Origin of the sequence: Priestia sp. YIM B13552 (genome assembly GCF_042787775.1) — a bacterium.
Taxonomy (GTDB): Bacteria; Bacillota; Bacilli; order Bacillales; family Bacillaceae_H; genus Priestia; species Priestia megaterium_E.
The window spans coordinates 269,063-291,920 of sequence record NZ_JBHZOU010000001.1; the positions used below are offsets into that span (position 1 = coordinate 269,063).

At 37.3% G+C, this 22,858-nt stretch carries 22 protein-coding genes; 7 read left to right on the top strand and 15 right to left on the bottom strand.

The genetic code is table 11. The features are described from left to right. Positions 1-79 precede the first annotated feature (79 nt). Complete coding sequence (locus ACFX40_RS01355; protein ID WP_060746746.1) at positions 80-1,060, bottom strand: DUF3231 family protein; 981 nt, start codon at positions 1,058-1,060, stop codon at positions 80-82. Positions 1,061-1,334: 274 nt separating this feature from the next. Here ACFX40_RS01355 and ACFX40_RS01360 point away from each other — a divergent pair, with 274 nt between their 5' ends. Then, positions 1,335-1,601 carry a hypothetical protein gene (locus ACFX40_RS01360; protein WP_377253920.1) on the top strand — a complete coding sequence of 89 codons (267 nt, stop codon included), beginning with the start codon at positions 1,335-1,337 and terminating at the stop codon, positions 1,599-1,601. Here the strand turns inward: ACFX40_RS01360 and ACFX40_RS01365 are convergent. Beyond that, complete coding sequence (locus tag ACFX40_RS01365; protein ID WP_377253922.1) at positions 1,548-2,468, bottom strand: oxidoreductase; 921 nt, start codon at positions 2,466-2,468, stop codon at positions 1,548-1,550. The genes ACFX40_RS01360 and ACFX40_RS01365 overlap by 54 nt on opposite strands. A 150-nt stretch (positions 2,469-2,618) precedes the next feature. Then, positions 2,619-2,990 (bottom strand): thiol-disulfide oxidoreductase DCC family protein, encoded by a 372-nt coding sequence (locus ACFX40_RS01370; protein WP_098791570.1) that lies wholly within the window; start codon positions 2,988-2,990, stop codon positions 2,619-2,621. 419 nt (positions 2,991-3,409) lie between these two features. Here ACFX40_RS01370 and ACFX40_RS01375 point away from each other — a divergent pair, with 419 nt between their 5' ends. Continuing rightward, positions 3,410-4,633: an MFS transporter gene (locus ACFX40_RS01375; protein WP_252124337.1), complete on the top strand. Its 1,224-nt coding sequence runs from the start codon at positions 3,410-3,412 to the stop codon at positions 4,631-4,633. Between the two features lie 110 nt (positions 4,634-4,743). On the opposite strand, the gene ACFX40_RS01380 is transcribed toward ACFX40_RS01375, so the two are convergent. The 9 genes from ACFX40_RS01380 to ACFX40_RS01420 form a co-directional block, all read right to left on the bottom strand. Then, positions 4,744-5,955 carry a sugar efflux transporter gene (locus tag ACFX40_RS01380; RefSeq protein WP_377253924.1) on the bottom strand — a complete coding sequence of 404 codons (1,212 nt, stop codon included), beginning with the start codon at positions 5,953-5,955 and terminating at the stop codon, positions 4,744-4,746. Positions 5,956-6,058: 103 nt separating this feature from the next. Further along, positions 6,059-6,967, bottom strand: coding sequence for a UTP--glucose-1-phosphate uridylyltransferase GalU (gene galU, locus ACFX40_RS01385; RefSeq protein WP_028408042.1), 909 nt, complete (start codon positions 6,965-6,967; stop codon positions 6,059-6,061). Between the two features lie 45 nt (positions 6,968-7,012). Further along, entirely contained in the window at positions 7,013-8,215 is a 1,203-nt protein-coding gene (locus ACFX40_RS01390) for a macrolide family glycosyltransferase (RefSeq protein ID WP_098248315.1), read from the bottom strand. Positions 8,216-8,479: 264 nt separating this feature from the next. After that, entirely contained in the window at positions 8,480-10,009 is a 1,530-nt protein-coding gene (locus tag ACFX40_RS01395) for a glycosyl hydrolase family 18 protein (protein WP_377253926.1), read from the bottom strand. A 157-nt stretch (positions 10,010-10,166) separates the two neighbouring features. Next, positions 10,167-10,388 (bottom strand): spore germination protein, encoded by a 222-nt coding sequence (locus ACFX40_RS01400; RefSeq protein WP_028408039.1) that lies wholly within the window; start codon positions 10,386-10,388, stop codon positions 10,167-10,169. Between the two features lie 84 nt (positions 10,389-10,472). Further along, positions 10,473-11,327, bottom strand: a complete 855-nt coding sequence (locus ACFX40_RS01405; protein WP_253352505.1) for a DUF1206 domain-containing protein — start codon at positions 11,325-11,327, stop codon at positions 10,473-10,475. A gap of 35 nt (positions 11,328-11,362) precedes the next feature. Next, entirely contained in the window at positions 11,363-12,865 is a 1,503-nt protein-coding gene (gene cls, locus ACFX40_RS01410) for a cardiolipin synthase (protein WP_060746028.1), read from the bottom strand. 262 nt (positions 12,866-13,127) lie between these two features. Next, positions 13,128-13,682 (bottom strand): hypothetical protein, encoded by a 555-nt coding sequence (locus tag ACFX40_RS01415; RefSeq protein WP_377253928.1) that lies wholly within the window; start codon positions 13,680-13,682, stop codon positions 13,128-13,130. Positions 13,683-13,840: 158 nt separating this feature from the next. Then, positions 13,841-14,236 (bottom strand): ribosomal maturation YjgA family protein, encoded by a 396-nt coding sequence (locus ACFX40_RS01420; RefSeq protein WP_263034379.1) that lies wholly within the window; start codon positions 14,234-14,236, stop codon positions 13,841-13,843. 223 nt (positions 14,237-14,459) lie between these two features. Between ACFX40_RS01420 and desA the strand changes: the two genes are divergently transcribed. From desA to ACFX40_RS01435, 3 genes are all read left to right on the top strand, one after another. Next, the gene (gene desA, locus ACFX40_RS01425) at positions 14,460-15,503 is read left to right on the top strand and encodes a Delta(5) desaturase DesA (RefSeq protein WP_013082402.1); all 1,044 of its coding nucleotides are present in this window, start codon (positions 14,460-14,462) and stop codon (positions 15,501-15,503) included. A gap of 117 nt (positions 15,504-15,620) precedes the next feature. Continuing rightward, positions 15,621-16,763 (top strand): sensor histidine kinase, encoded by a 1,143-nt coding sequence (locus ACFX40_RS01430; RefSeq protein WP_028408034.1) that lies wholly within the window; start codon positions 15,621-15,623, stop codon positions 16,761-16,763. After that, complete coding sequence (locus tag ACFX40_RS01435) at positions 16,760-17,362, top strand: response regulator transcription factor (protein ID WP_013056197.1); 603 nt, start codon at positions 16,760-16,762, stop codon at positions 17,360-17,362. Before ACFX40_RS01430 ends, ACFX40_RS01435 begins: the two co-directional genes overlap by 4 nt. Positions 17,363-17,395: 33 nt before the next feature. Here ACFX40_RS01435 and ACFX40_RS01440 read toward each other — a convergent pair whose 3' ends face one another. Together ACFX40_RS01440 and ACFX40_RS01445 are read right to left on the bottom strand one after the other, a co-directional pair. Next, entirely contained in the window at positions 17,396-17,920 is a 525-nt protein-coding gene (locus ACFX40_RS01440; protein ID WP_013056196.1) for a cupin domain-containing protein, read from the bottom strand. A 338-nt stretch (positions 17,921-18,258) separates the two neighbouring features. Beyond that, on the bottom strand, positions 18,259-18,576 hold the full coding sequence (locus ACFX40_RS01445) for a hypothetical protein (protein ID WP_013056195.1): 318 nt from the start codon (positions 18,574-18,576) through the stop codon (positions 18,259-18,261). 494 nt (positions 18,577-19,070) lie between these two features. On the opposite strand from ACFX40_RS01445, the gene ACFX40_RS01450 reads away from it, so the two are divergent. Next, positions 19,071-19,622, top strand: a complete 552-nt coding sequence (locus ACFX40_RS01450; RefSeq protein WP_028408032.1) for a TVP38/TMEM64 family protein — start codon at positions 19,071-19,073, stop codon at positions 19,620-19,622. An 88-nt stretch (positions 19,623-19,710) separates the two neighbouring features. After that, the gene (locus ACFX40_RS01455) at positions 19,711-20,013 is read left to right on the top strand and encodes a hypothetical protein (protein WP_060746032.1); all 303 of its coding nucleotides are present in this window, start codon (positions 19,711-19,713) and stop codon (positions 20,011-20,013) included. A gap of 18 nt (positions 20,014-20,031) precedes the next feature. Here ACFX40_RS01455 and ACFX40_RS01460 read toward each other — a convergent pair whose 3' ends face one another. Beyond that, the gene (locus ACFX40_RS01460) at positions 20,032-22,800 is read right to left on the bottom strand and encodes a bifunctional diguanylate cyclase/phosphodiesterase (RefSeq protein WP_377253930.1); all 2,769 of its coding nucleotides are present in this window, start codon (positions 22,798-22,800) and stop codon (positions 20,032-20,034) included. Between the last annotated feature and the right edge of the window lie 58 nt (positions 22,801-22,858).

The following is a 22,858-nucleotide window of genomic DNA, read 5'->3' on the forward strand; positions in this document are numbered from 1 at the left end:
CAACTTGAATAAAAGGTTAAAGGTGTGTAAAGATATATAAACTTCCATTTACAATGCATGAAAGAGGCTTTCCTTTTAGCTAATCAATACTTGGCGGAACTTCAAGCCAGCCTTTTTTGATCATAATTTCCGTTGCTTCGCTTGCATATTGAAAAGCATCTTCTCCTATCAGCATCATTTTAGCGACAATATCTCTTCGAAAACTAAATGCTGCTCCAAACGCCTGACTTCCGATACTGAAGTTACTTAGTAAAATATCGCATGTCAGCATCAAACGATCCGAAAAAGCAGGCGTTTCAGAAGTCGTTATGCTTCCTGTTGAGGCAACAGAAGGTGAAATATCGTCTTGTATAATTATTTCTTCAAGTCGCGTAATAATTTTTTTACTGAGCTCTTTTCCTTTCAAAAAATGCTTTTTCACTTCGGCATCTTTCGCCGTTTGAGAAAAAGCCTTCATTAACTTCATCCCGACAATGTTTGTTTCGACTCCATGATAAATTTGCGCTAGCTCCATCGTATTTAATACTCTTTTGTCCGCAAATACATTTAAGCCGCTCAGATATTTTCTATCCGAAACAAACTCAACGGTGGTTGGCATCGGAATATAGGGTGGACGTGATAAAATTCCTTTTTTCAATAAGTACTGCGTACAGGAATCGTAGCACTCTTGCGTAATTTTTGTTAAATCTTGATAAAATTTCACCACATCTTCTCTGTAGGCCTTGCCTAAACTTAATGTATACATCCCCATACTAATTTCTTTGATGACACGAAGAAACATAATATCAAATCCATTAGTAAATAGTTTTGGAGCCTGTACGTTTACGTCTTGAGATGAAAGCCCTGTTGGCACTACCGCTCCCTCTTTTTCAAATATTGTTTTTATTTTTCGTATGTATATAATAAGCTGCTCACGCAAGTCCGTCATAATTGTTTTAGCATCTTCATCATCCGCATGTTCAATCATATAATCTAACAAGCAAATAATTAACGTTTTCTGCTGATATGTCATCCACAGCGTCCCAATTTCGCTTGAGGTAATACTAGGTTTGTCAGGCACTGTTACTTCCCTCCGCTTCTTCAGCTTTGTTGAGTACGTCTACTTCTTTGAAAAGAGAGCATCCTCATTGTACATTTACTTATCATTATGCTATCCAACATTCTTTTTTTTATTTAACCCGCTTACCTATAGCTTTTGGGCAACAAAAAAGAGGCTAGGACAAAAGTATTTTAGACGAAATAAAAAACGAACCATTAATCAAGATGTTTGATTCGTGGTTCGTTTTGTTGGTTATGGTAAACGTAGGTTTAATGTGTGTAAGTCTTTCTAGCAGTTGATTCGAGGGAAAGACGAAGACTCCTGCGGGAAAAGCGGAACAGGTGAGACCCCGCAGGAGCGTATGCGACGAGGAGGCTCAGCGGCCGCCCGCGGAAAGCGAAGTCTCGCACGGAAATCAACGGCGGTTTCACGAGCGGTTCAGCTATGTATCCCATTTGTTCGCCTTTCAATTGGATTTATCTCGTTATGTCTCAACGTCTTTTTTACCTTACGCACGGAACGAATACATAACACCTGTCAATTTCTCGGATACGCTCCATAGTTTTTCCGCTACGTTCGGTTTAAATAAAACATCTCCCATCCTATCTTTTACAGGATATCCTTTTTTAGCATCTTTTCCATCCGGCCCGATATATGTACCGCCTTCTATTGATTCAGTGGCTGCATAAAGAGTAGGCAGCGCGCCCATTTCTGCAGATTGACTAAATAGCTTGACTAAAAATTTCAGCAAGCCGTTTGGCTCTTTACCTGAACCTCGTGATAATAGGTTAGTATTTGAAATACCCGGATGTACCGCAGCACTAATTGTCGTCGATCCAGCTGCTTCTAAGCGGTTTTGCAGTTCTTTAGCAAACAATAGGTTGGCAAGTTTACTTTGTCTATAGAACTTCATTGGACTGTAGCCTTTTTCCCCGTCTAGATTATCAAAATAGATCTCTCCAGAATTAGCAGCTATACTGCTTACCGTTACGACTCTTGAATGTGGAGTTGCCATTAGTAAAGGAAGCAGCAAACCCGTAAGCGCAAAATGCCCTAAATGATTACAGCCAAACTGCAGTTCAAATCCGTCTTTCGTTTTGCTGCGAGGCGGAATCATCACGCCTGCATTATTAATAAGAAGATCCAAAGACGGGTATTGTTGAAGAAATTGATTGGCAAAATGCCGAATAGAGCTCAAGTCACTGAGATCTAATGACATAATAGTCACTTTAACATTTCCGTTATCCGCTTTAATTCTTTTCTCAGCTTCTTTCCCTTTTTCCTCATTACGCACAGCAAGAATGATTTCTGCTCCTCGAGCTGCTAGAGCCCTTGCTGCTTCAAATCCAATGCCGCTGTTTCCTCCCGTTATAAGGGCTGTTTTTCCTATTACATCAGGCATTCGTTCAGCTGTCCATTTTGTTATCATATAAGTTCTCCCTTTCAGCTATAGCTGTTTTTCTAAAATTCACGCGTCTAAATCACACTAAATTAACGTTTTTTTAAAATTAAAGTATGTATAAAGTATAAGGTCTTCAAAACAAAAGGGACAAGCTTTTTCAAAGCTTGTCCCTTTTGTTTATGTGGTTCGCGGAGAATCGTAGCGTCCAAACCAGTCGTATCGGTTTGTGGAGACCCATTTGTATAGCGGACTAAACGTTTTGTTCATTAATGGTAAATGCAAAAGCACACCTATTGGAAATGTAAGAGGCAAAACAGCTAAAAGGCGTCTGACCGTTTCAAATCCTGCTAGAACTTCTCCTTTTTTGGTCACCATATGAATTTGATCATATAAGTCTCTTCCCTCTTCTTTTAAGTAACTATACTCCGTTCGTTCAATGTATTGAACTGGAATCCACTGAATTTGGTTCGTCCAGTCCAGCGCTTTAATTATTTTTTTTACGTTGTAACATAAAGGACATTGCGCATCAAAAAATACTTTGTGTTTCATTGTTTCCACCTTTCTTCTTTTGTTTCTTTTTCCTTAATTTATAAATACCCTTTTCTCCTTTTTAATAACCACTATTGGGAGGCACTTCTTGTGCATCCTGGCTTTAAAACAAACATTTTTTGTGGGGTTTCTTTTGTGAAGCCGCGAAAGAAGACAGGATTTTTTTATAAAATATCACTTTTTTGGTTTAAAGCGCTAAAAACATGTTAGAATAGATTTCATATTGATTTGAAGCACTAGGTGCACGCATTTAGTCACATACTAAAAAGGACTAAATAAATATAATGATAAAAGGTAAAGGTAATGTCTTCGTAAACTTATCATGGAAGTAGGTTTATAAATAACGAAGAAAAAAGGAGGAACGGGTGTTACTTTTATCCCTTTCATATAAGCTTTTTTTACGTAAGGATGTGTAAACGATGAAAAATAAGTACATGCTGTCAGCTTCAGGTATGTATATTAACTACTTTCTACTTGGCATGGTAAATATCATGCTTGCATCAAATATGTCATTTTTGACAAAACAATTAAATACCGACGGTGCTGGAATCAGCTATATTATTTCTGCTATTGGAATTGGAAAATTGCTTTCGTATTCTCTATCAGGCGTCTTGTCTGATAAATTCGGACGAAAGCCTTTGATTATTGTTTCATCTCTGACGATGGCTATTTTTTTAATCGGCATTCCATTATCGCCAAATTATCAAACAGCCTTTATCTTTGCCATTATTGCTGGTATTGCAAACTCTGCTATGGATGCTGGAACGTACCCTGCTTTGATTGAGGTCTTTCCTAAATCTTCAGGTTCAGCCAGTGTTCTTGTAAAAGCATTTATTTCAGCAGGAGCAGCGCTTCTTCCGTTTATGATTGCTTTTTTTGCAGATCGTGATTTATTTTATGGGTATGCTTTTTTTCTTCCTGCTCTTATTTATTTACTAAATATGATCTTTATGTTCAAACTGCCTTTTCCCAATCATAAACGCGAACAGAGTACAGTACAACAGCAAAATACAGCAGAGAATAAATTTATCTCTGCTCCTAAAATGAAACAAGAAGGAATTGCTCTTATTGTGATTGGATTTACTTCTACAGCGCTTTTTACGGTGGCTCAAATTTGGCTCCCTACTTATGGTCAACAAGTATTAGGTATGGCCGAAAGCACCTCGGTCCGCCTTTTAAGCTACTACAGCATCGGAGCGTTAATCTCTGTTTTAGTATTAGCTGTATTGTTAAGCAAAGTGCTTCGTCCTGTAACGGTTATTCTCGTTTACCCGATGATTACCCTTATAGCCGTACTTACGCTTCTGTTTGTTAAAGTACCTGCTATTGCAATTGCAGCTGCTTTTTTCATGGGATTTTCTACGGCTGGGGTCTTTCAATTAGCGATTACCGTTATGACCGAGCTTTTCTGGAACAAAAAAGGAACGGTTACGGGAATTGTAGCGACCGCTGCTGGATTAGCTGCAATTTTATTGCCTTTAGCCACAGGGCTCATGTCTAAAACGGGACATATTTCAATCATCTTTATTTTTGATGCGATGCTTTCAGTAGTAGGTATGGCGGCTGCCGCTTTTGTTAATTACCGCTACCGCAAAATTTTAAATAAAAATCGCAGCGAACAAATTCAAGAAACAGCATCATAAAAAAAGAAGCTGGGGCAAAAGTATTTTAGAAAAAGTAAAAAAACGAACCATTGATCAATGGTTCGTTTTTTTGTTGTGGTGAACGTATGTCTCACTCTCTTCTTAACTTCTCAACTCATTTCCTCAGCTGGTTTTTGCTTCATAAATAGAAACATCACACCTGAAACAACTGCAAAAACAGCTAAAATGTAAAAAGTAGAAGGCAAAGGAATGACGCTAACTAGTGACCCCATAGCTAAGCTGCTGACAACTGCTGAAGTTTGTATAGCGGTCATATACGCCGTCGTGGCTAGTCCAATTTGGCGCGGAGCCAGTGACTGTGCATACACCATTCCCACTCCCATCGTAGCGGATAGAATAAAGGCATAAAATACCTGAAGCGCAATTAATCCACTAAGTGGTAAATGAAGGCTCGTTAAAACAAAATAAAGCACTTGGCAAGCAATTCCAATAACAAAGAATCGTTTAACTCCGATCTTATCAGAAAAATAGCCCCCTAACGGCATAAATACTAGCTCAAAAACAGATGTAACGGTAAAGAGAATCCCTACAATCGAAACGGATTGTTTTAACGTATCCGTTATGTAGAGCGGCAAATACATAGAACGCCCGGAATCACCCGCAAAAATGAAAAGAGCTGCTACAAATACAGCTATTAACACAGAAGGTATACCGGCTGGCGCTTTTGAAGATGCATGAGCTGAAGTTTGAGGCATACTGTCTTCTTTAAGTGCAAAAAGAACCCACCCTAAAGTTGCTAGCGATAACAACCCTGATAATAAAAATAAAAGAGTATACCCTCCGTGGTCAATAATTAAAGCGCCAAGCATAGGTCCAAAAATATAGCCTTGTGAAAAAGCCATTCGCACGGTACCAGTAATCGTACCTGCCTGCGATTTGCTTTCTTGCTTTTTAACAATAAAATCATTCAGCAGGGCAAAGAAAAAAGAAAACGCATTAAACCCTCCTATAGCAAGTAAAATGAGTGCTATTGTATAAGAATGCGTAAACGCTAACGGCACTCTTGAAATGGTTCCAATCAGTAACGCCCAAATAATAAATGGCTTTCGTTTCCCCCATTTGTCTGATAACGAAGCTAAATAAAACGATACGATTAAACCAATAATGCTCATTGGCACAAATAAAAATCCTGCTTGAAAAGAAGTGGCATGCAATGTATTTGTTGCCCAAACCGTTAAATAAGGCATAAAGCCGCCGACAGATAATCCAATAATAAATAATGAAATAAAAATCGTTCGAAAATCCCGGTCTGTAAATACAACCTTTATGCCTGATACAAACGAATTTTCTGTTTTCGACATAAACTCATTTCAACCCTTTCTATCCAGCTGTCAAACGTTCAATTTCCGCAAAAAAATGCACCTTTCTTCAAGAAAAAGTAGAAGAAAGGTGTGTAAATGAAGGTTATTTTCCAATTTGTACAGCAATTTTTTCTTTTTGTTCTTCTTTGCTGATAAGTTCTTTGAATTTGGTCAAAAGAGGTACTTTTAATTCTTCATCTTTTAATGCAAAAGCAAGAGTCGTAAAAATAAAATCTAATTTTTCCCCTGCATCATAACGTTCACCCTCGAATTCGTAAGCATAAATAGAACGGTCTATATTCATACGCTGAATAGCATCCGTTAGCTGAATTTCCCCGCCTTTTCCAGCTTCCTGTGTTTCAAGATAATCAAAAATGTCAGGTGTAAATACATAGCGTCCAATAATTCCTAAATTAGACGGAGCTTCTTCGACTGATGGTTTTTCTACAAAACCATTCACTTCGTATAATCGGTTTTTATTTGCTTTTGGATCTATAATCCCGTAGCGGTGAACGGATTCTTCCTCGACGCGCTGTACGCCGATAACCGACGATCCCGTTTGGTTATACTGGTCAATCAGCTGTTTTAAACAAGGCTGGTCTGGATCTGTTAAGTCATCTCCAAGTAAAACTGCAAACGGTTCGTTTCCAATAAACTGTCGAGCGCAGTTAATCGCGTGGCCAAGCCCCTTCATTTCTTTTTGACGCACGTAATGAATGTTCGCTAGTTCAGAGATTTGCTCCATTTCTTCTAATAGTTCAGTTTTTCCTTTTTGATGAAGCAAGTGTTCTAGTTGAATATTGTGATCAAAATGATTTTCAATTGCTTGTTTCCCGTTTCCTGTCACAATTAAAATATCTTCGATTCCTGATTTTAAGGCTTCTTCTACAATAAATTGAATTACGGGTTTATTTACAATTGGAAGCATTTCTTTTGGGATAGATTTTGTAACGGGTAAAAAACGAGTGCCCAACCCTGCTGCTGGTATAACTGCTTTTTTTATAGTCTTCATAATTATTTACTCCTTTCTGTTAGTTATCTAGCTGCCTTACATCTATTACGCTTTAACAGGCACCACATTGAAAATTTCTTTCACGCCTTGCTTGTATCCTCCCGCTGAGCGAAGTGATTCTCCAATTTGTTGTGCGTGCTGTTTATATGTGTGAGTAGTTAAAACGTCGTTAACTGTATTTTTGATTAGCTCAGCAGATACATTATTTTTGTCTAATTTTACACCTGCTCCTAACTTCTGCACGCGATCGCCAACCATAAATTGATCCACTGCCATTGGAATAACGACAAGCGGCGTATCGTAGTATAAACCTTCACTGCTGCTGTTCATTCCGCCGTGAGTAATAAATAAATCCGCGCGTTTTAAAATTTCCAGCTGAGGCACATATTGTTTCACAACGAAGTTTTCTGGAATGTGTGCTAATTCTTCAGGTTCTGTATTTTTACCAATAGATAAAATAACTTTACCCTTAAAATCTTTTAATGCTTCTACACATAAGTTATAGATTTCTAGCTGCTGATTAAAAATAGTTCCCATAGAAACAAAAATAATTTTTTCATTTTCATTTTGTAAGTAAGAAGGATCTTCAATATCTAGTCGTTTAACAATTGAAGGACCAATAAACTTGTACTCACTCGTAAATTCAGCTACGTTTGGCTGAAAGAATTCTGACGTAAATACTAGCGTAATATCCCCTGGATTCGACATAATGTCAATGGAATCTTTTAACTCAGTATTATATTGGTTGTTGAACTTATTTAATGATTTTTCGAATTGAGGATAAAAGGAAGATTGGTCAGGTTCTGTTTGACCACTTGGCATCATACAAGTTGCTAATTCCTTATCTAACGCAAATGTCGTACAAAGAGAAACCTTCGGAAGCTGAAGAAGGTCGGCCACAGCGGAACCTGCTAAAAGGTGATAATCGTAAAGTACATAATCATATGTTTCGTGCTTTGTTTCACTCATGATTTTAGTAATAATATTCTCAGATTCATTTAAAAACAAATTCATTACTTCATAGCGATCATAAGACTCTTCTTTGGTCATTCGATTGCTCATATCAAGACTTGGACGAAAATCTTCATATTCACGAAATTCCGCGCCTGATTTTCGAATTTTTTCAGCATAGTCTTCAATACCGTAATAGACGACCTTTTCCCCTTGAGCCATCAATTCTTTTACAATTCCTAAAGAAGGATTCACATGCCCTTCACCTGGAAATCCTATTACTAATACATTTCCCATAACATTCATTCCTTTCACTTAGTTAATAATTAAATCACTTAATTATTCATTTAGTAAATTTATTGTATAGAAACTGAATTTACTATAAATTATCTTTATCGTAAAGTCATTAAGCGTTTTCAACTAAAAAAAGGTTAAATAGGCTCATTTTGGAATATAGTTATAAATTAACTCAAGAAAAACAAATATTGTAAAATTTATCTCGTTTGTAAATAGATGTATGCGTTTCATTATGATTCAAATAAAAAAACACACCTCGCTAAATCAAGCAAGAGGTGTGTTTTTTATTTGAAAGTTGTATAACTCCCATATATCTGATGTTTCTGAACCAATATACCAAGCTGCCGCTCCGCCTAAATGATAGTCCTTAATCAAATTAACCCGGCGCTGCATAGATGCTTTGTCTTCGAGCCATATTTGATGCTTCGTACCATTTTCCGTGTATTCTACATAGTACTGTGAGGATTGGCTATCCCATTTTTTAGTTAACTTTTTAGAAGAGATAACAGCTTCTGCTTCTTTCATCGTTAAGTCTTTTGTGACAACTTTTTTGGTCGATAGGTCCGTTTTCCATTCTCGCGTATAAAAAGGAACTCCCAGCAGGATTTTGTGTGCAGGTACATCTTTCATAAGAAGTTGTGTACCTTCTTTCACCCAAGGCAGTGAAGCAACAGATCCTGGAACTTGACTTCCTCCCCAGTGTTCTTCATATCCCATCATAATCACATAGTCTGCCACTTGACCAATCTGTTTCCTATCAAAGCTTCCCGACCAAAAAGGATCATTATTTTCTCTTGTTACGTCTACTGAAATAGTCATACCATGAGGTTTTAACGCTGCTTTTAATTCTTTAATAAATAAAACAAAATCTTGTTTGTTTTTAATATTAATATTTTCAAAGTCAACATTGATCCCATCGCTGTTTGTTTTTACTAGCGAACTTTCTACTGACGATACAAGCTTTTGCCGCTTTGCTTTGTTGCTCAGCACATCACTTGTAAGTACATCATCAAAATTGTTACCAATAAGCGGCCAGACTTTTTTGCCGTTTTTATGAGCCGTTTGAACATATGATTCATTTATAGAAGATGAAACAACTTTGTCATTCGACGTTAGCGTAAACCAACGAGGTGAAACAACGTCTAAATTCTTTTGTTTCATCGATTCTGTGTAGCCTGCTGTTTTTTCATTAAAGCTCCAACCCATAACTACAGGCTGATGCTTCTTTTGCGCTAAATCAGATTTTTTGATCCAGCCCTTTTTCCCTTCCAAAAGCTGTACTTGTACATAGTAATCAGGAATAATAAGCATTTGTCCGGGCTTAATATTTGTTGAGGATAGCTGATTTAACTTTGTTAATTCATTCGCTTTTACACCGTACTTTACGGAGACTTTCCAAAGCGTATCTCCTGATACTACTTTATGTAACAAGCCTTTTGGCGGTATTTTCAGCGTTTGCCCTGGAATCAGCTCCGTCTTTTTTAGCTGATTTTGTTTTATTAGATCACTGACTGTTACACCGTATTGCTTAGCTAGTAGCCATAGTGTATTTCCCGGCACTACCGTATGAGTAGTAACCTGAGCTGCATCTCCAGCTTCATATGAAATGACAGGAAATTCTTCTCCTTTTTTCACTGTCTGCATAACAGAAGAATGCAAGGAAGGAGAACGATATACGTTTACGTTGTCACCTTTGACAGTGCCCACTGAAGAAGCAGCGGCTCCTTTACTCATCGGGGCCAATCCTCCGCTGAAAAGACAGAGAACGATCAGGCTCATACATATTTTCTTCATTTTATAATTTCGCCTCCCCATTTTTTGACATCACCTGTCTAGTTTACTACTCCTATAAGATAGAATCCTAGAGGTACATTGTGGTAAAGAAACGTCTGGGTATACGTAAAATTCAAATAAAAAAGCTTACCGTCCGATGACGATAAGCTTTCGTTTCTTATGCATTTCCCACTAGATTTTGATCCTTAATATCCATATCAATTGTATTAGCGGTACTGGAACTGCTTGTAATATTCATAAAATTCCCCGTGTTCCCGCTGCCAGAACCGACTGTTGTAAAAGCTGTACTTTTTGGCTTAATAGCCAGACAATCACCAAACTCCACTGAAGATGAAACCAATACATTCGAGATATTTACGGCTCCTACTACCGATGGCATCTGCCTCTCCTCCTGTTCATTATCTATCTGCTATAGGATATGAGCAGAAAGCTAAAAAGTAGCTTTTTCATCTTTTTAATTTTATTAAGGATCAATTCGTTTATACCTTGATTCTGCAAACATATATACTCCGTATGCCATAAGTCCGATTGATACGATAGCAAGCAGTACAGACCCAAAAGGACGCTGTGCTACTTCAGCAAGGGCTCCATCTAACCCTTTCGTTTCGTCTGGATCCGCTTGAAGAGCCGTGCGAATAAGAAAGAAACCAATAATGCCAAAGACGATACTTCGAGCAATAATACCTGCTTTTCCAATATGCCCGCTCCATCGCCACTCTTCTTTTGACATTTCGTTTTTCTTTAGTTTTTTTAGGAATCGTCCTGAAAGAGCCCAATATACTTGTCCAATCCCAAAGATAATAACGCCGATACCTGTAAGCGCAATGATGGTTTGCCCAAAGGGATAAGATAACAGCTTGGCTGATACCGTTTGATAATGCTTACCTGACGTATGAACGTGAGCATGAAGCAAAATTTTTACCGAACTCACACAAAGGCTAATATAAAACGTGGCTACAACTAAATAGCCTAAACGAGTAAAAACGCCTTTTACCCCATGCCCGACGTGGTGAGGATCAAAAATAGCAGAAATGATTTGCCAAAACGCATATCCACTTAAACCTACTGCTAAAACAATTAAAATTAAAAAGCCAAACGGCTGCTTTGCAATTGTGTGTAGGGCTCCTTGAGAAGTAACTAAATCGCCTTTTAATCCGAAAGCCGTCTGAATCGCTAATATACCAATGACAAAATAGACCACACCTTGAGCCACATGACCAAACCGTGAAAAATGCACGACAAATGGCTTAGTACGTTCTTTTAAGCGATGTAACTTTCGACCAAACGTATCTTTTTTAACAAATGGAGATTCACCCATACGTTTCCTCCTGCTTTTTGAAAACAAACTTTATTTTATAAAACACCTGAAAATAAGCGTGCAAATGACTCTTTCGAACGTTCTACTAAGCTTCGCTTGTAAAATGCTACTGGTTTGATCAAATGACTGTCTTCAATATCTTCTTCGTAATTTTTGATGAGCGTTTGAATCGTCTCTCCTTCAATTAAAAATGCATTAACTTCAAAGTTCAGATGAAAACTTCTCATATCCATATTTGCAGTACCGACCGAAGCCATATCTCCGTCTATAATCACAATTTTTTGATGCAAAAACCCTTTTTTATACGAATATACTTCAATTCCACATCGAAGAAGTTCAGCAAAATATGACCTCGTTCCATATTGAGTCAGAAAGCCATCATTAATTTCTGGTACCATAATTCGTACCTCTACGCCTTTTCTAGCTGCAATACGAAGGGCGGTTCTTATGGCTTCATTTGGAACAAAATAAGGGGTTGAAATCCAGATTGATTTCGTCGCGCTTGTAATCATAGTATAGTAATAATCACTCATATTTTCCTGCGTATCCGGCCCCGTCGCCACCACTTGCACAAAGCCTTCTCCTTCGACAGGATGAGGCTTTGTATATGCTTCATTGTTAATTAAGCATTCTCCAGAAACGTATTCCCAATCGAACATAAAGATCGAATGCAAGGTTTGAACAGATTCTCCTTTTAGCATCAGATGAGTATCTCTCCAAAAACCAATTTTTTTGTTTTTTCCTAGATACTCATCCCCAACATTCAATCCCCCTACAAAACCTACTTCCCCGTCAATTACGACTATTTTACGGTGGTTTCGAAAGTTAAATTTTTGGTTGAAAAATCCATACTTAATAGGTAAGAAAGGATGCACTTTAATATTCGCTTTTTTCATTCGTTTAATATCTGAACCCGATAGTGTAAAACTTCCCATTGTGTCGAATGTAAAGCGCACTTCTATACCTTCGCTTGCTTTTTTTATTAGAATATCAATGATTTCTTTTCCTAGAGAATCCGAGTGAAACATATAGTATTCCATATGAATAAACTGTTTTGCTGATTGCAAATGCTTTTTGATTTCATTAAACGTTTCTTGCCCGTTCTTAAGGACGTAGGTTTTTGTATGAACATTCATCTTCGTCAAAGATACACATTGAAGATACTGAGCAAAGTAACGCTGATGAGATTGAAGCGGCGATAGATCAGGCGTCGTTTCTTTGTCTGCCATCTTTCTAAGCATCTCTCGGTTATGCATACGCTTTTTTTTGAACATATGCCCCTTTAAATAGAGCTGTCCTGAATACAAATAAAAGAAAAAGCCTGCAACAGGAAAGAAAAAGAGGACATACATCCAAACCAATGTACTTTCAGGCGTTCGATTTTCAAGCATAAGTGAATACATACAAATGAAAATGATGACACCATATAATCCAACTAAGGCATACTTCCAATGAACATCAATAGAGGTAAAAAAGAAAGCATAAATTGAAAGTAAAATAATAAATAAAAAAATAAAGTCCAACCGGCGTTTTTTCATAAAAGCTCTCCTAAAAACAAACTGTATTGTATCACTTGTCTATCTTTCATATGAGGTAGTATATGGAATACACAGAATTCTTATCATGCATGCTACATAAAATGTACATATATTTGCACAAAAAGCAGTTTAGCCGCTTAAGCAACTAAACTGAACTACCTCAGACAAGCATCATTCATATACCTATACCCTGGATGGTAAAACAAAAAACCTCCTTGCGGGGAGGTTTTTTCGCTGATTTTTCACACATGACGATGCCTTTTTATGAGTTGATATAACCGGACTCTTTTTCTTTTTTAGGCCAAACGAAATTAGAAAGAGATAATAAGAAATCAATTCCTACAATAACTGTCCAAAATTCCACTACATTTTGCAGCACGTTGGTTTTTCCATTTGGTACTATATACATCATCCCCGCTAAAAGAGTTGCTCCAATGGCGTAAGCAACAAGATGCTGTATCCATGACTTAAAATAATGCTTTGCATATTCTTTTCCATAGCGTCTACGAGGTTTTTCTCCGTTTTTCATCACATAATATTGAAAGCGTTCGTCTGCCCATTGAATCATACTTTTTCCAAAAGCGATCGAAATTCCAATATACACGGCTGCAATAGCGTGAGCATACGTCGCTGTAGCACCTCCGTAAAGGTCTACGCTCGTCACAATCAGAAGAAAAAAATCAACAACAGGTGTTAGAGCTAAAATAAAAAAACTGAGCTTTTGTTTTTTAAACATATACCTTGTTGCTAATCCTAAAACGATGACTATCCAAAAAGCGATTTCACATGCAATAATCATCCAGGCTATTAAGTTCAAATAATCCCCTCTCTTCCTCTCGTTCAACGAATAAACAATTGGTTTTAAGTAAAAAATTTTTATGCATAAGTTTATTTTTATGTATATACATCCTGCTTCATAACCTTACGGCTTATTCCATCCTCAGCTGAGTTCTAAGATTCGTTGAACCGTATTTGCTAGACAGATCTTTTAAATCGATATCTATAATATTCCCAGCTCATTCCTACTCCGACTCCAATCGAATAAGCCAGTATATCGCTCCATAAGAAGCCATACCCCAGAATGAGCGCTCCTAGCGCAGTCTTTCTTATGTCATCAATCCACGGAGCGTGATACAGCTGTGTAAATTCAATAAAGTAACAAAACACTATAGCAAACATACCAATCATTTTTGTCTTCCATGCAGGAAACAAAAAACCCGCGCTGACAAAAATCATTAAGGCCCATAACGAATCTCCCGCATATATATTTACGATGTGAGGAAGATACGCGGTAAGTTTTCTTGATAAAAGGCCTGCTCCCATGATCACAAAAGCTAGAAGAAGATATACGCATCTATTTCTTTTATTCATTTCAAACTCCTTTTTTCTTCTTAAATACTCCGTAGCAATAAGCCTTCACTGTATAATTTTATCAGAACCGCAGACTGTTAAATACCGCTTTTTTTCATTTTTTACAGCTTCCCCCTACGTATATATGACAACTGTCATAGTTTCTATATGACACGTATGTCTTAAATAGTCAGAAAAATCTCTTTATACTGAGGGTAATATACGGTGATGAAAGGAATTTCATATGACTATACAAAAACAAAAGAATTTACGAAAACAAGTTGCACCTTTTGAAAAAGCAGTAATGAAAGACAGCATAAGACAATTGATTAATACTTTTTTACCTTTTTTCACACTGTGGTTTCTCGCTTATGAGAGCCTTTCAATTTCTTATTTTTTAGCATTTCCGCTAACTGTTATCGCAGCAGGATTTTTAGTAAGAATATTCATTATTTTTCATGACTGTTGTCACTACTCTTTCTTTAAAAGTAGACAACACAATAAAATTCTCGGAACCATTACCGGTGTCTTAACGATGTTCCCTTACAGTCAATGGGGACATAGCCATGCAATTCACCATGCAACAAGCAGCAACTTAGATAAAAGAGGTACGGGTGACATTTGGGTCTTAACCGTAACAGAATATAAAGAAGCTTCTATTTGGAAAAAAATCGCTTACCGTATCTATCGTAACCCGTTCATTATGTTCGGCGTGGGACCTATATATGTATTTTTGATTACAAACCGATTCAATCAAAAAAATGCGAAGAAACAAGAAAGAATGAATACGTATCTTACAAATGTATTGATCGTTGCATTAGCAGCAGCGACCTGCTGGTTGGTAGGTTGGCAGGCGTTCTTATTAATTCAAGGACCGATTTTCTTCATTTCAGGTTCCATTGGAATTTGGCTGTTTTATGTACAGCATCAGTTTGAAGACTCCTATTTTGAAGAAGATGAGCACTGGGATTATGTAAAAGCAGCCGTTGAAGGAAGTTCATTTTACAAGCTTCCAAAACTATTGCAATGGCTAACAGGCAATATTGGGTTTCACCATGTACATCATTTAAGCCCAAGAGTGCCCAACTATAAGCTTGAAGCTGTTCATCAACACACACAGCCTCTTCAAAATGTACCAACCATTACACTCGCAACAAGTCTTCGCTCTCTTCGGTTCCGTCTATGGGATGAAGAAAACAAAATGTTTGTGAGCTTTAAAGAAATAAAAACACGCTCAGCTGCACCAAAAGCAAGCAGAATTTCATCTCAAACAAAAGCAGAACTTTAATAAAACAAAACAGTCAAGCTTTCAGAAGCTTGACTGTTTTATCTATCTCTCTAAACTTATTTCGTTCTACTTTGTGGTAAACTAATAGTGTATTTTAACAAGTAAACGAGGTTCTTTATGAAAAAATATACGTTTTTCCAAAAAATCACTGGGCTATCTCCGTACATATGGACGGTATTTGTCATTCTACCATTTTATTTTATTTTACAGTCTTCATCCATGAATCACATTATTGTTGGTTCGTTACTCACCATCTTATTTTTTATTTTCTATCGTTTTGCGTTTGTTTCAACAGGCAAGTCCGTTTACGTATGGACAGCTTTGTTAATCGTTATTTCCTTAGCCCTGACAACTATTTTTAATTATATTTACTTTGCCTTTTACTTTGCTTTTTTTATCGCTTATTTTATTGGAAATATCCAAAAACGACTCGCTTTCTTCACTTTGTATGCTGTTCATTTAATTAGCACCGTTATTTCGGTAAACTTTAACGTTGTGATGCAAGAAGAGATCTTTTTAAAACAGCTGCCTTTCATTTTTGTAATTTCCATCAGTGTGATTGTACTGCCATTCAGCATTTATAATCGAAAGAAGCGAGACCGGCTGGAAGAACAGCTTGAAGATGCAAACAAACGTATTTCTGAGCTTGTAAAACAGGAAGAACGCCAGCGGATAGCTCGCGATCTGCACGATACGTTAGGACAAAAGCTGTCTCTTATCGGTCTAAAAAGTGATTTAGCAAGAAAACTTATTACAAAAGATCCTGAAAAAGCAAAATCAGAATTAAAAGATGTCCAGCAAACAGCGCGCACGGCTCTTAATGAAGTGAGAAACATGGTTTCTCAAATGCGTGGAATACGCCTTAGTGAAGAACTAAAACGCGTTCAAGAGCTTTTAGAAGCTGCCGAAATTAAGTTTGTAGGAGAAGAGGCCATTTCATTAGAGAATGTGTCGTTGCTAATTGAAAATATTCTTAGCATGTGCTTAAAAGAAGCCGTAACCAATGTGGTCAAACATAGTCAAGCCACCGTTTGCACGATTACTTTACATCAGTCTGCAAAAGAAGTAGGCATAAGGGTAGAAGACAATGGAGTTGGTATTAATACGAAGAAAACCTGCTGGAAAGGAAACGGTCTGTTAGGAATGAAAGAACGGCTGGAGTTTGTAAACGGCCATCTTGATATCTCCAGTCAAGGTGGGACGATTATTCATATTACAGTTCCAAACATCGTTAAACATATTAAGGAGGAACAATTATGATTCGAATTGTTATTGCCGAAGATCAGCAAATGATGTTAGGGGCTTTAGGCTCTTTGTTAAATTTAGAAGATGACATGGAAGTTGTCGGAAAAGCTTCAAATGGGGAACAAGCGGTATCACTTGCTAAGCAGCACCAGCCAGATATATGCGTAATGGATATCGAGATGCCTCTTAAAACTGGGCTTGAAGCTGCAGAGGAACTGAAAGATTTAAACTGCAAAGTCATCATTTTGACAACGTTCGCTCGCTCCGGCTATTTTCAAAGAGCTTTGAAAGCCGGCGTAAGCGGATACTTGCTAAAAGATAGTCCGAGTGAAGAACTCGCAAATTCCATTCGAAGCGTGATGGCAGGCAGACGCCTCTACGCTCCAGAATTAGTGGATGACTTATATAGTGAATCTACTAGTCCTCTTACAGCTAGAGAGAAAGAAGTATTAGCTCTAGTAGCTGATGGAAAAAACACAAAAGAAATTGCTGACGAACTATCTATTAAGACTGGAACGGTGCGCAATTATATTTCTACCATTCTGGACAAACTCGAAGTAAAGAACCGCATTGAAGCCATTACTCGCTTTAAGGAAAAAGGCTGGTTCAAATGAAAAAAGCATGCATCAAACCGAGATGCATGCTTTTTAATCATTTGGCAATTTATCGTACCCTAATTTGTCGATGATCACAACATGCTCAGGGAATTCATCAAGCAGCTGCTGTTTTGTGAATAATTCAAAGTCACGGAAATCAAAACCTGGTGCGACCATGCATCCAACGAGAGAAAATGTATTCTCATTTGCCACAGAGGAACCAAAAATCGTATCTCTTGGAACTAAAAATTGAGGAACTTCTCCATTTTCTAAGTTTGTACCTAGTTTTACTTCTTGATAGGTTCCGTCGCGGTAAATAATATGAATGGTTAAAGGGCTTCCCCCATGATAGTACCATAGTTCATCTGATTGCAGCCGGTGGAAATGCGATACATCTTGAGATCTTAATAAAAAGTAAATACTCGTGTATAGAAATCGTTTATCATCAAACTGCGATGACACTTCTTTATCAGAAATTTCATCATTGGAGCGATAGGTTTGTTTATAAAACCCTCCTTCTGGATGAGGCTGAAGCTCGAGCTTTGAAATCCAATATTCCCACTTATGTAAATCCATTACGTTCCTTCCCTTCTTTTTCTTTTATCATTAACTACATCATAGTAAATCATTCTTTCTAACACAACAAACGGCTTCATTATTCCATCAGGAAAAATGAAGCCGCTTACCACCGGTATCTTATCATTACATCCTACCCTTTCTGTTAGCAGGGCTATATCTATACCTGCTAGAATGGCAGCGATGAAATAAATATGTCATATACAAATCTAACTGAAATCGATCTCCCTCAATGAAACATTGAAACGGCTGTTCTTTGCCTTGAACATTTTTTGCAGATGAACGCTGCTTAAACGGGACAATATTCATCTCTTTTCCCCCTCAGACAGATGTACTTTTTAGTGTAAATGCTGATGACAAACGTAATATTTTTTGATAAAAGTGAGGGCTGCCTGTGCATCTTGAATGCCAAGCTTTTTACAAACGCCAGCTAACATGAGCAGTTTGTACATAACCAGCTTTTGATTATTTGTTGCCAGTACGTAATAAACAATCGTATTAGCAACTGCCCGCGGTAATCTTATTTTTTTCAACTCATATAGCGCAGCAGACGAAGACATGCCTGCTTCAGTTAAAATCTGCTCAGTTGTGTACGTCTCCAAATAGCGAGCAAGCTTTCTTTCTTTATCGTTAAATATACCTTTAGAATCGTTCATTTTCTCTCCCTCTATTATTTTAATAATCCATTAAATGCTGCATTAATTAGCCATAATGCGATAGCTCCCCCTGATAAATAAGTGCTGAGATAGAATAATAATTCCATATACCTCCCTCCCATTTCTATCTTACCCCTTCATTTTTCTAGCTGCAGTGATATTCATCACAGGTAAAAAATGTATTGTTGAGCTACTGAATAGCTCCGCAAAAGAGCTCGTGAGAAAGATCTCACGAGCTGCTTAGTTAGCATTTTTATTTTCGGATAAAGCGTTTAAAAATCATAATAATTAATAATATAACTACAATAACAAGCAAAAATTTCAACATGAGTTGTCCATCCCTTCAAATCAGTGAGTCATCTTTCATTAGTAAGTAGTTACCCTGTTTCGTTTTTTATAAACTGCCTACCTACTTATTTCATGCCAAAAATTATATAATAGTAGAAAATCATCTAAAATAGCCCTACAGGTAAAACATAAATAGGAGTATAACCATGACTGACTATCTTCAAACATTTCTGCTTGAACATTTAGAAGCAGCTGGGTTTATCAGCATTCTTTTGAACATTCTTATTAGCATTACGGGCGTATTTCCAAGCGCACCCCTTACGTTCGTAAACGTAAAGTTATTTGGTTTTTGGAACGGATTTTTACTTTCTTTTATTGGAGAAGTTTTAGGTGCAGCTCTCTCTTTTTGGCTGTATCGAAAAGGATTCCGTACACTTGTTCATACCAAAACACCTTCTCACTCCAAGTGGCTAAAGCTGCTGCGCGTACAAGGGAAAGAAAGTTTTATATTGATTCTTTCTTTGCGATTACTGCCCTTTGTTCCATCAGGCCTCGTTACATTCTTTAGCGCTGTAGGAAAAGGCTCCTTTGCGGTATTCATTTCTGCTAGCGCACTTGGAAAAATTCCAGCGCTTTTTATTGAAGTTTATTCCGTTTATCATATTACGCAAGGATCTATGCAAGGCAAAATCATTTTAGTGGCTTTATCTATTATTTCACTTTTTTATATAAGTAAAAAATGGAAGAAAAAAGCTTAACGGATTATAAAAAGGGAAGACTATCTAAAAATAAGCAAAAACATTATCTTATGTAACTGTAATAAGCTAACGTATTGGAGATGGTCCATTGATTTTCCTGCTGGTTTCTGGAAGTATTATTGTTCCTATTATCATGCTCTTTTTCTCACTCAAATGGAAAGGAGCAGAGCTAGTTTTTAATACGCTAGCCCTTCTTTCAGCGCTAGTATTTGGAAATATAGCTGCTGCTTCTATCTATCGTATCTTAAAAAACCATACTGTTTTTATGACGAGCATCCATGCAATCTTTTTAAATTCAGCTTTTTTATTAACCGGTGCATACCTTGGAATCTATGTATTGTATAAACTGTTAGCTCTTACTTTAAATGTAAAAAGCCGTTCTTTTAAATAAGAACGGCTTTATTCTTTATTAATGAACAAATTCCATTTTTTCTTCGATTTTATGAAATTTCTCATAAAATTCCTCCGCTGAAATCGGTTTGGAAAAATAGTATCCCTGCACTTCATCACATTTTTCTTTATGAAGAAGTTCTACTTGTTCAACTTCTTCTACACCTTCTGCTACGACGGATAGCTGCAAACTTTTGGCTAGTGTAATAATGGCTCTGACAATCGATACTTCCGTTGTATTAGGATCTAAATCTTTAATAAAAGACCGGTCAATTTTCAGCGTATGAATAGGTAGCTTCTGAATATAGCTGAACGAGGAGTATCCTGAGCCAAAATCATCAATCGAAATAAATACTCCTGCATCTTTTAAGATTTGTAGCTTTTCGATTGTTTGCTCAACATGCTTCATCGTTACACTTTCTGTAATTTCAAGTTCTAAATATCGTGGTTCTAACTCTACTTCACGCAAGACACCTAGCACATAATCAACAAAATCAGTTGTACCAAAATCCACGCTTGATATGTTCACACTCATTTTTAAGGGAGGAAGTCCTTGAAGCTGCCAATACTTATTTTGATGGCACGCTTTTTTTAATACCCATTTCGTCAGTGTAACAATAACCCCTGTTTCTTCAGCAATCGGAATAAATTCTGCGGGAGAAATAACGCCCATCTCGGCATGAGTCCACCGGATTAAAGCCTCCACTCCAACAATATGGCCACTTTGAATATTGACTTTCGGCTGATAGTGAAGCTCCATTTCGCCCAGCTCAAAAGCCTTGCGTAACCCATCTTCAATTCTCATTCGTCGCGTAGTATGAACCTGCATTTCTTTTTGATAAAACAGATAATGATTACGCCCTTGTTTTTTGACTTCATACATCGCTAAATCAGCATGGCGAACGAGCACTTCAAGTGAATTTCCATCTTTAGGAAATAAACTAACTCCGATACTTACCCCTAAATAAACATCTCTCGATAGCACTACAAAAGGAGTGGATAAGCAGTCATTTAATGATTGACAGATTTTTTCCACTTCTTCATCCGTCCTATCATGCAGTAAAATTAAAAACTCATCTCCTCCAAAACGCGAAAGCACATCTTGGTTTCTTAGGCAGCTCTTCATTCGATCAACAACCTGAAGCATAAGCTGATCTCCAGCATGATGACCAAGCGTGTCATTTACCTGTTTGAAACGATCGAGATCTAAAAATAAGAAATGAAGCTTTTTTCCTGAATCAGCTGCTGAATCAATGGATTTCTCTACAATGCTTGAAAACATACTTCGATTTGGTAAATCTGTTAGCATATCGTGAAAAGCCATATATTGAAGCGATTCTTGAGCTTTTTTCTGTTCCGTTACATCTCTAGTTACTGTCTGAAAAAGCGTCTCTCCATTAATTTGAATGAGCGTAGATTTTACTTCTAAGAAGAGTTCCTTACCTAACGCATTAAACATTTTCAACTGAGCTAATGGAGATCTTGGCTCATCTTTTCTATCCTTTACTGCCTTCAATCCTTTTTTAATATCAGGAACTTGTTCAGATGAAAAGAAATCATATAACGATTTACCAACGAGCTGGTCTTCCGTTACTCCTAAAAGCTGAATCATAGCATCATTCACAGACACGACCTCTTCTTCTCGATGGACCATAATGGCCAATGGAGAGGAGTAAAACAAGTTTTCATAGCGATTTTTTGCTTCAATCAACGTTTTTTCCGCTTCGCGCTCTTGCGTCATATTGCGGATATACAGCATATACTCAACCGTCTCTTCAATCGCTACCGCCATCACCGTTATCTCAACCGTAACTTCTCTATTACTTATCACAAGTGAGTGCTCAGTTCGTCCATCTTGTAGAGAAGAAAATTCATAGAATGGCAGCAGCTTAACAATATTACTCCCGATTACATCTGATGCTTTAAGAGAGAAAAGCGTTTCCGCTGCATAATTGAGCGATAAAACATGTCTTTTTTCATCGATCACCAAAATAGCATCCAGGGCGGATTCAAAAAAAGCCCATTTTAAAACTTCTTGTTTTTGTACGCGTCGATCCATAAAAATGGTTAAAAACACAGCCGTGAATAGGCAGACAATAAAAAAAGCAATAACGACGGATAAATATATTGGATTTAAGGCAAAACCGTTTGAGTGTTCAGACATTGACATTCCTGAAAAAGAAGCTGCCTGCATGCCCGTATAGTGCATACCTGCAATAGCAATGCCCATAATAGTAGAACAAATAACCTTAGCAAAAACGGTAAGCTTGCCTTCATTTAGCTTTGAATAAAAACCAAGCCACAAAGCTGTATTAGAAGCAGCAACAGCAATAAGAATAGAGAGGAAAACGATAAACGGATCATATGAAATCATAATTGGCTCCATAGCCATCATGCCCAAATAGTGCATAAAAACAATTCCAGCTCCCATAAAGCTCCCTGCAATGATAAGTGCTTTTATACTTTTCTTTTGTTTGTGAATGAGGTAGAGGCCTATATAACATCCCGTTATCGCTCCCAAGATTGAGAGAAGAACAAACCCTAAATTATATGAAACATCTACGGGCAAGTGAAAAGCAAGCATGGCGATAAAATGCATTGACCAAATGCCTATTCCCAATGTAAATGCCCCGCTGATTAACCAAAACTGAATAAATTTTGCCCGGGAAATTTTCACACGATTAGCTAACCCAAAAGAAGCGTACGCCGCAGTAATAGCGATAAGGAAAGAGAGTGTAACGAGTAACTCATTGTACGTCCCTTCTAGTAAATGTGTATGATGATTCATTCATGACCTTCCTTCAATTCGTTCTTTTCTTTGTTATCGGTTAAGGCCTAAAAATATT